The sequence below is a fragment of the Magnetospirillum sp. XM-1 genome (genome assembly GCF_001511835.1).
Taxonomy (GTDB): domain Bacteria; phylum Pseudomonadota; class Alphaproteobacteria; order Rhodospirillales; family Magnetospirillaceae; genus Phaeospirillum.
Genome location: NZ_LN997848.1, coordinates 4723858 through 4737206, shown reverse-complemented (window position 1 = coordinate 4737206; position 13349 = coordinate 4723858). Strand labels below are relative to the sequence as shown.

Annotated in this window: 9 protein-coding genes; 6 read left to right on the top strand and 3 right to left on the bottom strand. The window is 67.5% G+C overall.

Annotation, left to right across the window (positions count from 1 at the left end; all coding sequences use genetic code 11):
• Positions 1–19: 19 nt before the first annotated feature.
• The 3 genes from rpoD to XM1_RS21590 all read right to left on the bottom strand — a co-directional run bounded on the left by rpoD (position 20) and on the right by XM1_RS21590 (position 4537).
• A complete protein-coding gene (gene rpoD / locus XM1_RS21600) occupies positions 20–2068 on the bottom strand; it encodes an RNA polymerase sigma factor RpoD (protein ID WP_068437121.1) in 2049 nt (682 codons plus the stop codon).
• Between the two features lie 78 nt (positions 2069–2146).
• Entirely contained in the window at positions 2147–4021 is a 1875-nt protein-coding gene (gene dnaG, locus XM1_RS21595) for a DNA primase (protein ID WP_068437119.1), read from the bottom strand.
• A 57-nt stretch (positions 4022–4078) separates the two neighbouring features.
• Positions 4079–4537 carry a GatB/YqeY domain-containing protein gene (locus XM1_RS21590; protein ID WP_068437117.1) on the bottom strand — a complete coding sequence of 153 codons (459 nt, stop codon included), beginning with the start codon at positions 4535–4537 and terminating at the stop codon, positions 4079–4081.
• A gap of 405 nt (positions 4538–4942) precedes the next feature.
• Here XM1_RS21590 and carA point away from each other — a divergent pair, with 405 nt between their 5' ends.
• The 6 genes from carA to XM1_RS21560 all read left to right on the top strand — a co-directional run bounded on the left by carA (position 4943) and on the right by XM1_RS21560 (position 13338).
• Entirely contained in the window at positions 4943–6091 is a 1149-nt protein-coding gene (gene carA / locus XM1_RS21585) for a glutamine-hydrolyzing carbamoyl-phosphate synthase small subunit (protein WP_068437116.1), read from the top strand.
• A gap of 58 nt (positions 6092–6149) precedes the next feature.
• On the top strand, positions 6150–9407 hold the full coding sequence (carB, locus tag XM1_RS21580; RefSeq protein WP_068437114.1) for a carbamoyl-phosphate synthase large subunit: 3258 nt from the start codon (positions 6150–6152) through the stop codon (positions 9405–9407).
• Positions 9408–9424: 17 nt separating this feature from the next.
• A complete protein-coding gene (greA, locus tag XM1_RS21575; protein ID WP_068437112.1) occupies positions 9425–9898 on the top strand; it encodes a transcription elongation factor GreA in 474 nt (157 codons plus the stop codon).
• Between the two features lie 79 nt (positions 9899–9977).
• A complete protein-coding gene (locus tag XM1_RS21570) occupies positions 9978–10886 on the top strand; it encodes a Dyp-type peroxidase (RefSeq protein WP_068437110.1) in 909 nt (302 codons plus the stop codon).
• Positions 10887–10899: 13 nt separating this feature from the next.
• Positions 10900–11919: a PHB depolymerase family esterase gene (locus XM1_RS21565; protein WP_068437108.1), complete on the top strand. Its 1020-nt coding sequence runs from the start codon at positions 10900–10902 to the stop codon at positions 11917–11919.
• A gap of 75 nt (positions 11920–11994) precedes the next feature.
• Positions 11995–13338: a hypothetical protein gene (locus XM1_RS21560; protein WP_068437106.1), complete on the top strand. Its 1344-nt coding sequence runs from the start codon at positions 11995–11997 to the stop codon at positions 13336–13338.
• The last annotated feature ends 11 nt before the right edge of the window (positions 13339–13349 follow it).

The window sequence follows — 13349 nt, the reverse complement described above, 5'->3', positions numbered from 1 at the left end:
TCGCGATAAAATCGGTGGTCTAGGTATCCAGGAACGAGCGCAGCTTGCGCGAGCGCGACGGGTGCTTGAGCTTCCTGAGCGCCTTGGCCTCGATCTGACGGATGCGTTCGCGCGTCACGCTGAACTGCTGGCCGACTTCCTCCAGGGTGTGGTCGGTGTTCATGCCGATGCCGAAACGCATGCGCAGCACGCGCTCCTCGCGCGGCGTGAGCGAGGCCAGGACGCGGGTGGTGGTCTCGCGCAGGTTGGCCTGGATGGCGGCGTCCAGCGGCAGGACGGCGTTCTTGTCCTCGATGAAGTCGCCGAGATGGCTGTCTTCCTCGTCGCCGATGGGGGTCTCGAGGCTGATGGGCTCCTTGGCGATCTTCAGGACCTTGCGGACCTTCTCCAGCGGCATGGACAGCTTTTCCGCCAGCTCTTCCGGGGTCGGCTCGCGGCCGATCTCGTGCAGCATCTGGCGGCTCGTGCGGACCAGCTTGTTGATGGTCTCGATCATGTGGACCGGGATGCGGATGGTGCGGGCCTGGTCGGCGATGGAGCGCGTGATGGCCTGCCGGATCCACCAGGTGGCATAGGTGGAGAACTTGTAGCCGCGCCGGTACTCGAACTTGTCCACCGCCTTCATCAGGCCGATGTTGCCCTCCTGGATCAGGTCCAGGAACTGCAGGCCGCGGTTGGTGTACTTCTTGGCGATGGAGATCACCAGGCGCAGGTTGGCCTCGATCATCTCCTTCTTGGCCTTGCTGGCCTCGCGCTCGCCCCTCTGCACCGTCTGGACGATGCGGCGGTATTCGCTGATGGGCAGGCCGGCCTCGGTGGAGATGTCGGCAATGGTGGCGCGGATGTCGGCGGCTTCCTTGCCGTGACGGGTGGCGAAGTCCTTCCACTGCTTGGAGCGCTGGGTGACCTGCTCGATCCAGTTGGGGTCCAGCTCCGAGCCGTAATAGGCGTCGAGGAAGTCCTGGCGCTTGACGCGGCAGCTTTCGGCCAGGCGCAGCAGGCGGCCTTCCTGCATCATCAGGCGGCGGTTCAGGCCGTTCAACTGCTCGACCAGCTGCTCGATGCGGGCATTGTTGAGGTGGATGCCGTCCATCAGGCGGACCAGTTCCGCCTTCAGCTTGTCGTACTTCTTCTCCATGGCGGCGGTGACCGCCTCGCCCTTGTTGAGGGCGGCCAGGCGCTGGTCCTGGACCTTCTCCAGCTTGTGGTGGGTGGCGGCGATGACCTCGAAGGTCTCGAGCACGATGGGCAGCAACTCGGTTTCCATGGCGGCCAGCGAGATGGAGTTCTCCTCGCCTTCCTCGGCCTCGCCCTCGGCCTCGCCTTCGCCCTCACCCTCGGTTTCGCCCTCGGCGCCCTCTTCCTTCTCCTCGCTGCCGGCCTCGCCCTTGGCCTCGGCCGGAGCTTCGGCCTTGCCTTCGGCGGGCTCCTCGACGGGGGCGGCCTCGGCGGCGGCCTCCATCTCCACCTCGGCCAGTTCGTCGGCCTCGGGGTCGGCGCCGTAGGTGGCGTCCAGGTCGATGATGTCGCGCAGAAGCATCTTGCCCTCGACCAGGGCGTCATGCCACTCGACCACGGCGCGCAGCGTCAGCGGGCTTTCGCAGATGCCGCCGATCATCATCTCGCGGCCGGCCTCGATGCGCTTGGCGATGGCGATCTCGCCCTCGCGGCTCAACAGCTCGACCGAGCCCATCTCGCGCAGGTACATGCGGACCGGGTCGTCGGTGCGGCCCAGGTCTTCCTCGTCGACGTTGCCGGCGCCGGAATAGCCCTCGGTCTCGGTGGTCTCTTCCTCGGCGGCCTCGGCGGCGTTGTCCTCGCCTTCCTCGCTTTCCACCACGTTGATGCCCAGCTCGGACAGCATGGCCATGGTGTCTTCGATCTGCTCGGACGACACCTCGTCGGGGGGCATGGCGGCGTTCAGCTCGTCATAGGTGACGTAGCCGCGCTCCTTGCCCTTGGCCACCATCTTCTTGACGGCGACGCCCAGGGTGTCGAGCAGCGGGCCATCCATCGCCTCGTCCTGGTTCTCGGAAACTTCGGCCGTATTCGTCGATTTGGTCGCCATGAAAAATGCTGCTCCTCAAGGGTCCGACCCCGAGCCGGGCCGGCTTCTCCGGTCCCGCCCCACATTCCATTAAAATCGTCAACCGTTCCCGGACGCTTCGTCGTCCAGGACGCTGGCCGTCTGCTGCTGCTTCTTCACCGCCTCGAAGCGGCTCCACGACGCTGCCGTGGGGCCTTGGGCGAGTTCGGCGTTGGCTTCGCTCACGTCGGCCAGCAGGTCCTTCCTGGTATAAAGATTGTAGACGTGTTCCCAGTGATGCCGGGCTTCCTCGGCGGAAAGGTCGCTGCGCAGGGCGCGAATCCGCCTTTCGCTGGCGTCGAGCAGGAAGTCCAGAATCTCGGAATATCCGTCCGTCCTCAAATGGGTGACGAGACCGTCCGCGTCAAGGTCGCGGGCAGCCCCGAGGTGCTTTAGAATCCCGCGTCGAAGATTGTCAAGGGTCTTGTCCGCGAAAGTGGTCTCGCCCAGCCTTTCGCCGATGGAATCCATCAGGCGGGGATGGTCGAGAACCAGGGCCAGCATCATCCATTCCTGGGCGCTGGAATTGGGCCGGGGCGGACGCGGGCGGCCCACGCCGGGCAGCAATCCGTCGGGGCCTTTCAGCGGCGCCAGGGGATCGGGGCGGAAGCGGCCGAAGCCCTTGCCCCCCATCCGGCCGCCGGCGGAATTGTTCCATTGGCGCGGCGGCGGGCGGAACGAGTCCTTCACCTTCTGGCGGAAGGTGGCCAGGTACTGATAGCGCACCGTTTCGTCGGCGATGGAAAAGGCCTTGTCCGACAATTCCTTTTCCAGCAGGGCGCGGCGTTCGGGCGTGTCCAGCGGCCGGTCCTCGGTGGCGATGCGCCAGGCCACCTCGACCATGGGTTGGGCGGCGTCCAGCACGGCGGACATGGCGGCCGGGCCCCTGGCCTTGATCAGGGAATCCGGGTCCTCGGGCGAGGGCAGGGTGGCGAAGCGCAAGCTGTGGCCGGGCTTGAGGATGGGAAAGGCCCGCTCCAAGGCGCGCGCCATGGCCCGCTGCCCGGCCTTGTCGCCGTCCAGGCACAGGATGGGCTCTGGCGCCAGGCGCCACAGCTCCTCGACCTGGGCTTCGGTCACCGCCGTGCCCAGCGGGGCTACTGCATAGGCGAAACCCGCCTGATGCAGCGCGATGACGTCCATGTAGCCCTCGACCACCACCACCCGGTTCAACTCGCGGGCCTGTTCGCGGGCATGGGCCAGGCCGTAGAGGGTCTGGCCCTTGTGGAACAGCGGCGTGTCGGGGGAGTTGAGGTATTTGGGCTGGCCGTCGCCCAAGGTTCGGGCGCCGAAGCCGATCACCCGGCCGCGCCTGTCGGTGATGGGAAACATCACCCGGCCACGGAAATAGTCGAATGAGGCGCCGCCATTGTCGGGCTTCTTCAACAGCCCCGCCTCGATCAGCAGGCTTTCCGGGCATTCCTTGCTCATCAGCGCGCTTTTCAGCGCCTCGCGGGAATCGGGGGCGAAGCCTAGGCGGAAGCGGGCGATGGTGTCGTCGGACAGACCCCGGTTCTTGAGATAGGCGAAGCCTTCGCGCCCCGATGGCCCGCGCAGGTGCTTCTCGAAGAACGACGCGGCGGATTCCAGGGCGTCATGCAGCGAGGCGCGCCGCGCCTCCTTGACCCGTTCCTCCGGCGTGGCCTTGGGCACTTCGATTCCGGCTTCGGCGGCCAGCTTCTCCACCGCCTCGGTGAAGGACAGGTGCCCGGCCCGCATCTCGAAGCCGATGGCGTCGCCGTGGGCGCCGCAGCCGAAGCAGTGGAAGAAGCCCTTGTCCTCGTTGACGGTGAACGACGGGGTCTTCTCGTTGTGGAAGGGGCACAGGCCCTGGTGCTCGCGCCCCTTGCGCACCAGCTTGACCCGCCGGGCCACCACCGAGGTGACCGGGACGCGGGCGCGCAGCTCGTCGAGAAATTGGGGAGGGAAAGCCATGCCGGGGTCTTTCCGTTCACGTCACGCGTTGGATATGGTGACGCCGCGGGGGCTGCGTCAGCCCCCCAGTTCCTTCTTCACCACCGCGCCGGCCTTGGCGAAGTCCATGGTGCCGGAATGCTTGGCCTTCAGTTCGGCCATGACCTTGCCCATGTCCTTGATCCCGCCGGCGCCGCAGGCCGCGATGGCGGCCTTGACCGCCTCGGTGATCGCCGCCTCGTCCATCTGACGCGGCAGGAACTTCTCGATGATGGTGATTTCCTCGGCTTCCTGCTTCGCCAGCTCGGGACGGCCGCCCTGCTCGTACATGGAGATGCTCTCGCGGCGCTGCTTGATCATGGACTGCAGCATCTGCTGGATCTCGCCGTCGGGGATGCCGTCGGTCACGCCCTTGGGCCGCGCCGCGATGTCGCGGTCCTTCAGCGCCGCCAGGATCAGGCGGACCGTGGAGACCGTACGGGCATCCTTGCCCAGCATCGCGGCCTTGAGCGCGTCATTCAACTGCTGGCGCAGCATGGCAACCCCTCGTTTGGGAAAGCGCACAGGCTACTCCAAATCCCCACGGAAAGGAAGCTTATCCATGGGGCGTCATGACCTTGAAAAAGAAGGGTTTTTTTTGGCCTGTCGCAAGGCTTGACTCTGCCCGCGCCCGTCATTATAAGGCGCGGAATTTACCTGATGCCGACTGGGCCTCGACGAGGACCCCGCAGCCCCGAAGGTCTTGCCCGTATGCGAGATGCTCCGGCGGCCTTCTGCGGCCCAAAATCGGCGAGGGGAGCCTTGGGCTCTCTATGATAATGTACCTGCGGCCGGAGCCCTTCCGGCCCGCGAACGCGACAAAGGACCGACATGCCGAACCAACACGGGACCGCACCGAAGCCCAGCAGCCAGGTGCCGACCTTTGATGCGCCCAGCTTCGACATGCCGAGACCCCCGGGCGCGACCGGGGCCCTGGTCCTGGCCGACGGCACCGTGCTGTGGGGCAAGGGGATCGGCGCCGCCGGCTCCAACGTGGGCGAGGTGGTGTTCACCACCGGCATGACCGGTTATCAGGAGACGCTCACCGATCCGTCCTTCGCCGGCCAGGTCATCACCTTCACCTTCCCCCATGTGGGCAATGTGGGCACCAATGCCGAGGACCTGGAGACCACCACTCCGGCGGCCCGCGGCCTGATCCTGCGCGCCGACATCACCGATCCCGCCAACTGGCGCTCGGCCAAGCACCTGGATTCCTGGCTGAAGGCCAGCAACATCACCGGCATCTGCGGCATCGACACCCGCGCGCTGACCCGGCGCATCCGCGAGAAGGGCGCGCCCAACGGCGTCATCGTCAACGCCCCCGACGGCAATTTCGATCTGCCCGCCCTGTGGGCCAAGGCCAATGACTGGCCGGGCCTGGAAGGCATGGACCTGGCTAAGGACGTCACCTGCGCCCAGACCTATTCCTGGGACGAGACCGAGTGGTCCTTGCGCGGCGGCTACGGCAAGCAGGACAAGCCCCGCTTCCACGTGGTGGCCATCGATTTCGGCGCCAAGCGCAACATCCTGCGCTGCCTCGCCAATACCGGCTGCAAGGTCACCGTGCTGTCCGCCGAGGCCACCGCCGAGCAGGTTCTGGCCTTGAACCCCGACGGCGTGTTCCTGTCCAACGGCCCCGGCGACCCGGCGGCGACGGGCAAGTACGCCGTGCCCATGATCCAGGGCGTGATCAAGGCGGGCAAGCCGCTGTTCGGCATCTGCCTCGGCCATCAGATGCTGGGTCTGGCGCTGGGCGCCAAGACCTTCAAGATGGACACCGGGCATCGCGGCGCCAACCATCCGGTCAAGGACCTGGAGACCGGCAAGGTGGAGATCACCAGCCAGAACCACGGCTTCGTGGTGGACGAGAAGTCCCTGCCCGCCGGCGTCAAGGTCACCCACCGCTCGCTGTTCGACGGTTCGGTGGAAGGGCTCAAAGTGGAGGGCAAGCCGGTGTTCTCGGTGCAGTACCACCCCGAGGCCAGCCCCGGTCCCCAGGACGCCCATTACCTGTTCGAGCGCTTCGTGGGCTTGATGGAGAAGCGGGGCTAACAGCCCCGTTTTTCTCAAGGTCCCGCATCAAAGATTATTTCAGAAAAGAAACCCCGCCATGCCCAAACGTACAGATATCAAATCGATCCTCATCATCGGTGCCGGTCCGATCGTCATCGGACAGGCCTGCGAGTTCGACTATTCCGGCGTGCAGGCGTGCAAGGCGCTGAAGGACGAGGGCTACCGGGTCATCCTGGTCAACTCCAACCCGGCGACCATCATGACCGATCCCGGTCTGGCCGACGCCACCTATATCGAGCCCATCACGCCCGAGATCGTCGCCAAGATCATCGAGAAGGAGCGGCCCGACGCCCTGCTGCCCACCATGGGCGGCCAGACGGCGCTGAACACCGCCATGAAGCTGGCGGATATGGGCATCCTCGAGAAGTTCGGCGTCGAGATGATCGCCGCCAAGCGCGACGTGATCGCCAAGGCCGAAGACCGGCTGCTGTTCCGCGACGCCATGGACAAGATCGGCCTGGAAAGCCCGAAGTCGCGCATGGTCAAGACCCTGCAGGAGGCGCGCGACGCGCTGGACTTCGTCGGCCTGCCCGCCATCATCCGTCCCAGCTTCACCCTGGCCGGCACCGGCGGCGGCATCGCCTACAACGTGGCGGAGTACGAGCACATCGTCTCGGGCGGCCTGGCGGCTTCGCCGGTGCACGAGGTCCTGGTCGAGGAATCGGTCCTCGGCTGGAAGGAATACGAGATGGAGGTTGTCCGCGACAAGAAGGACAACTGCATCATCATCTGCTCCATCGAGAACGTCGATCCCATGGGCGTGCATACGGGCGACTCCATCACCGTCGCTCCGGCCCTGACGCTCACCGACAAGGAATACCAGATCATGCGCAACGCCAGCCTGGCGGTGCTGCGCGAGATCGGGGTGGATACCGGCGGCTCCAACGTGCAGTTCGCGGTCAACCCCAAGGACGGCCGCATGACCGTCATCGAGATGAACCCGCGCGTGTCGCGCTCCTCGGCGCTGGCGTCCAAGGCTACCGGCTTCCCCATCGCCAAGGTGGCGGCCAAGCTGGCGGTGGGCTACACGCTCGACGAACTGACCAACGACATCACCGGCTGCACGCCCGCGTCGTTCGAGCCGACCATCGATTACGTGGTCACCAAGATTCCGCGCTTCACCTTCGAGAAGTTCCCCGGCGCCGATCCCAACCTCACCACCTCCATGAAGTCGGTGGGCGAGGCCATGGCCATCGGCCGCACCTTCCAGGAGAGCTTGCAGAAGGGCCTCAGGTCCATGGAAACCGGCCTGACCGGCCTGGACGAGGTGGAGATCCCCGGTGCGGGCGCCTGCGACATGAAGGACGCGGTGAAGTCCGCCCTGGCCCAGCCGCGTCATGACCGCCTGCTGGTCATCGGCCAGGCCTTCCGCTTAGGCCTGACCATCGACGAGGTCCACGCCGCCTGCTTCTACGACAAGTGGTTCCTGGCCCAGTTGAAGGGCATCGTCGACGCCGAGGCCGAGGTGAAGGCCAAGGGTCTGCCCATCGACGCGCCCGGCCTGCTGCGCCTGAAGAAGATGGGCTTCTCGGACCAGCGCCTCTCCAAGCTGTCGGGCAAGACCCCGACCGAGACCGCGTTCCGCCGCGAGGTGCTGAACGTCAAGCCGGTGTTCAAGCGCATCGACACCTGCGCCGCCGAGTTCCCGTCTTCGACCGCCTACATGTACTCGTGCTACGAGGGCGACGGGGTCAACGCGCCCGATTGCGAGGCGGCGCCGTCCGACCGCCACAAGGTGATCATCCTGGGCGGCGGTCCCAACCGCATCGGCCAGGGCATCGAGTTCGACTATTGCTGCGTCCATGCCGCCTACGCCCTCGACGAGGCCGGCAAGGAGACCATCATGGTCAACTGCAACCCGGAAACCGTGTCCACCGATTACGACACCTCGGACCGCCTCTATTTCGAGCCGCTGACCGCCGAGACGGTGATCGACCTGGTCCGCAAGGAGCAGTCCAACGGCAAGGTTCTGGGCTGCATCGTCCAGTTCGGCGGCCAGACGCCCCTGAAGCTGGCCCATGCGCTGGAGCAGGCCGGCATCCCAATTCTCGGCACCAGCCCGGATTCCATCGATCTGGCCGAGGACCGCGAGCGCTTCCAGAAGCTGCTCCACGACCTGGGCCTGAAGCAGCCGGCCAACGGCACGGCGCGCTCGCTGGACGAGGCCATCAAGGTGGCCGAGAAGATCGGCTATCCCGTGGTGATCCGTCCCAGCTTCGTGCTGGGCGGCCGCGCCATGCAGATCGTCTACGACCACGAGGCTCTCGAGCGCTACATGCACGAGGCGGTCAAGGTCTCGGGCGACGATCCGGTGCTGATCGACTACTACCTCAAGGACGCCATCGAGGTGGACGTGGACGCCCTGTGCGACGGCAGCCAGGTCTACGTCGCCGGCATCATGCAGCACATCGAGGAAGCGGGCATCCATTCGGGCGATTCCGCCTGCTCGCTGCCGCCCTATTCCCTGGACAAGGCCACCATCGCCGAACTGGAGCGCCAGACGGCGGCCCTGGCCAAGGCCTTGAACGTGGTTGGCCTGATGAACTGCCAGTACGCCATCAAGGACGGCACCATCTACATCCTGGAGGTCAATCCGCGCGCTTCCCGCACGGTGCCCTTCGTCGCCAAGGCCACTGGCGTGCCCATCGCCAAGATCGCGGCCCGCGTCATGGCCGGCGAGACCCTGGCCTCGTTCGGCCTGACCACCCGTCCCGAGCTGAAGCACGTGGCGGTGAAGGAAGCGGTGTTCCCCTTCGCCCGCTTCCCCGGCGTCGACATCCTGCTGGGCCCGGAAATGAAGTCCACCGGCGAGGTGATGGGCATCGATTCCGACTTCGCCCGGGCCTTCGCCAAGAGCCAGCTGGGCGCCGGCACCAACCTGCCGACCGAGGGCGGGGCCTTCATCTCGGTGCGCGACGGCGACAAGCCGGCCATGGTCGAGATCGCCCGGCGCCTGCTGGAGATGGGCTTCAAGGTGATGGCCACCGACGGCACCGCCTTCTACCTGAAGGATCGGGGCGTCACCGGCGTCACCATCGTCAACAAGGTGCTGGAAGGCCGCCCCCACTGCGTCGACGCCATGATGAACGGCCAGGTGCAGCTGGTGGTCAACACCACCGAGGGCAGCCAGGCGGTGAAGGACAGCTTCTCCATCCGCCGCACCGCTCTGACCAACAACATTCCCCACTACACCACGGTGGCCGGGGCGCGCGCCGCCGTCGAGGCCATCGAGGCCATGCGTTGCGGCACGCTTGATGTAGCGCCGCTGCAATCGTACTTTAAGGGGTCGTTCTAGGGGCGTAGGGGCGTTTGATGGAAAAAATCCCGATGACTCCGGCTGGCCTGGCCCAGCTGGAGGAAGAGCTGAGGACCCTGAAATCGGTGGAGCGTCCGGCGGTGATCCGGGCCATCGCCGAGGCGCGCGAGCACGGTGACCTGTCGGAAAACGCTGAATACCACGCGGCGCGCGAGCGCCAGAGCTTCATCGAGGGCCGGGTCTCCGAGCTGGAGGACATCATCTCCCGCGCCCAGGTGATCGACATCGCCAGCATGAGCGGCGATCAGGTGCGCTTCGGCGCCACGGTCACCCTGGCCGACGAGGATTCCGACGACGAGGTGGTCTACACCATCGTCGGCGCGCACGAGGCCGACATCAAGTCCGGCCGCATGAGTGTGCATTCGCCGCTGGCCCGCGCCCTGATCGGCAAGCATCTGGGCGACACCGTCGAGGTCACCGCGCCGGGCGGCTCGAAGTCGTACGAGATCGTCGACGTCCGCTTCGGCTGACGGCGAGAGATGTCCCCCATTCCCTCTTCCGCAAGCGGGAGAGGGGGCGCGGTCACGTCGAGACCAAAGAGGTTCCATCATGACTAAGCCCCAATCGGCCATCTGCGCGGAAGGTGGGGATTTCGGCCTGTTCATCACCCTGGTGCTGGCCGATGGCGACACCTGCGCCGTGCGCCGCGTGCTGGCCGCCCTGCCCGACATGACCGAGGCCGTGGCCGAGCAGGCGGGCGAGCCCGCTTTGGTCAGTTCCGTGGGCATCGGCGCCGCCTGCTGGCCCCGGCTTACGGGCCGGGACGCGCCCGACGGGCTGGTGCCCTTCGCGCCTTTGGCCGAGGGCGGCCGCAAGGCGCCGGCCACGCCCGCCGACCTGTTCCTGCACATCCATTCGCCGCGCCACGACGCCAACCTGATGCTGGCCCGCCGGGTGATGGGGGCGCTGGGCGCCCATGTGCGGCTGGCCGAGGAGGTGATGGGCTTTCGCCACATGGGCAAGCGCGACCTGACCGGCTTCGTCGACGGCACCGAGAATCCGGAAGGCGACGAGCGGGCCGAGGTGGCGCTGGTGGCCGACGGTCCCTTCGCCGGCGGCAGCTTCGTCTCGTTGCAGCGCTACGTTCACGACCTCGTCCGCTGGGAGGCGCTGTCCACCCCCGACCAGGAGGCCGCCATCGGCCGCACCAAGGAAGGCGACGAGGAACTGGACGACGCGGTGAAGCCGCCCTTCGCCCACATCGCCCGCGTGGTGATCGAGGAGGACGGCGAGGAGTTGGAAGTGCTGCGCCATTCCATGCCCTACGGTACCACGTCGGAGAACGGCCTGTACTTCGTCGCCTACTGCGCCGATCCTGCGCCGTTCCGCAAGATGCTGGAGCGCATGGTGCTGTCGGCCGGCGACGGTTTGCACGACCGTCTGCTGGACTTCACCCGGGCGGTGACCGGCGCTTCCTTCTTCGCGCCGTCTGCCGACTTCCTGGAATCCCTCGCCTGAGGAGTATCGGAGCATGATGTCCCGTCTGGGCGCCCTTCTGGCGGCCCTGGTCCTGTGGGCCGCCCCCGCCGCCGCCACCGAGTTCCAGCCGGTTTCCGGCCTGTTCGCCGGCGGTGGCCAATTGTGGTGGTGGAACTTGGCAGTCAAGGCCTATGTCCCCGACGCGGCGCGGGGCAAGCCGGGGCCGGTGGTCCTGCTGCTGCACGGCTGCAAGCAGGAGGGAATCCCCTTCGCCACCGACAGCGGCTGGCGCGATCTGGCCGAGAAGAAGGGGTTCGCCCTGCTGGTGGCCGAGTTCGCCGATTCCGTCTCCGGCGCGCCGGGCAACAACTGCCTGTGGTGGTTCGACGAGAACGAGCGTCTGCCCACCGAAAAGAATATCACCGGCCGTTTGCGCCAGGAGATCCTGGCGGCCCGCGAGGCCTTCGGCATCAAGGGCGGCGACAATTTCGTGGTCGGCCTGTCGGCGGGCGGCGCCATGGCCCAGGTTCTGCTGGCCGCACTGCCCGACGAATTCGCCGCCGGAGCCTCCATGGGCGGCGTGCCGGTGGGCTGCGCGCGCATCGGCAACGTCACCGGCGGTTCCTATTTCGCCACGCCCGAGGTGCGGCGCGCCTTCGGCTGCATGGAAGGCCCGGCCGAGGTTAGACCCGAGCACTGGGCCGGCGAGATCGCCCGTCTGCATGGCGCGCGGCACAAATGGCCTCGCCTCGCCATCTGGCACGGCGACGCCGACAAGACGGTGGCCTGCGTCAACGCGGTGGAGAGCGCCGCGCAATGGGCCGGGCTGCATGGCGCGGAATTGCCGCCCTTCACCACCTGCGAGCAGGCCCCCATCAACCCCCTGGTGGCTGGCCCCACCTGGACGGCGCCCGGCGGGGCGGGCGGACCGGCGGTGGAATTGTGGCTGCTGCGGGGCTTCGGCCATGCGGCGCCGGTGGCGCCCGCGTCGGGCTGCGGCCGCGAGGGCGTCTATGTGAGCGACGCGGGCAAGTGCGCCGCCGCCGAGATCGCCGGCTTCTTCGGCCTGTGATCCACATGACGCAAGTCAAGCCGCCGGGCGGGCGTCTGGGCTAGTCTGCCCGCCGTGATTGCCTGGGGAGAGGTCATGAAGCGCACGGTTCCGCTGGTCCTGCTGCTGTTGTCGTCCACGTCGGCCCTGGCGGCCGACGGGGCAATGGAGGCCCGCAACTGGGTCGCCCGCCGCCTGGCGGCCGAAAGCCACGTGCAGGTGGAGGTGTCGGGGGTCGACGCCAAGGACGCGGCCTGCCGCGTCTCCGGCACGGTGCGCAAGAGCTTCTCCGGCAAGGCCCGGGTGGGCGAGGCGCTGTCCTTCCGTCTGCCTTGCGGGCCCGAAGCCTTCTGGCCGGCCGACAAGCTGAAATCGGCCAAGGTGGCGGAAGCCTTCGTCAAGCCCGGCTTGGACGGCCTCGAGGCCGCCGATGATGGCCAGGGCCTGCGCCTTCTGGCCGCCGTGACCGACGCCCCCCAATCGGTGGACGATCCCGCCTTGGTGCGCGAGATGACCGATTCCATCGCCCGCTACCGCATCGACGCCGAGGTCAAGCGGCGCGATCCGGCCGCCGCCCTGGCCCTGGCGCGGGTGGCCGATCCGGTGCTGCGGGCGCGTTTTCTCGCCCATGCCGCCGGTCTGATGGCCGCGCGGCGCCTGCCCGAGGCCGAGGCGGCCGCCGACGAGGCCGTTGCCGCGGTCAAGGCGCTGCCCGATGCCGAAGCCCGTCTGGACTCCGGACTGGTGGCGCTGGAATCGCTGGCCATGGGGCAGGCAAGGAAGGGGGCGCTGGCCCTGGCCGCCCTGCTGGAACCCCAGGTGGACGCGCTGACCGTGCCCTCGAAGCGCGACGCCGCCACCCTGGTGCTGTACGGCGCCCGCGTGCGCTCGGACGATCCGGCCGCCGGCTTCGTCTCGCTGTCCAAGGTGACCGACCCGGCGACGCGCCGCGACCGTCTCGCCAACATGCCCTTCGCGCAAAAGGATTTCAGCCCGGTCAACCCGGACTCGCTGGGCTGGATGGACCGGCTGCTGGCCGGGGCCCAGGCCCTGCCCGACGGCGAATTCCGCACCGAGGCGATGACCCAGCTGTGCCGCACCGTCCAGCGCGCGGCCATGGAAATGACCAAGATGCCCGACCTGCTGGCCAAGGCCGCCGCCATGGCCGAATTAGCGGCCAAGCGGCGTCATGCGCCATCGGCGCAGTTGCTGGCCCTGATCCGCGAGGCCGAGGGGGGCGCGGCGGCCCGCGCCGAGGCGGCCCGCTGGCACGCGGTGTCGGCAACAGGCTTCGACGGCACCATGACATCCAGGTCCGAGGCGCTGAAGACGCTGGGCACCTTCTCGGCGGCCGAACGCGCCGCCGCCGCCCGCCTGCTTCAGCCCACGGCCGGTGGCGATGTCTCGCCGTCCCGCCTGGTGGAACTGGCGGCGAAATAGCCGAAGGGTCT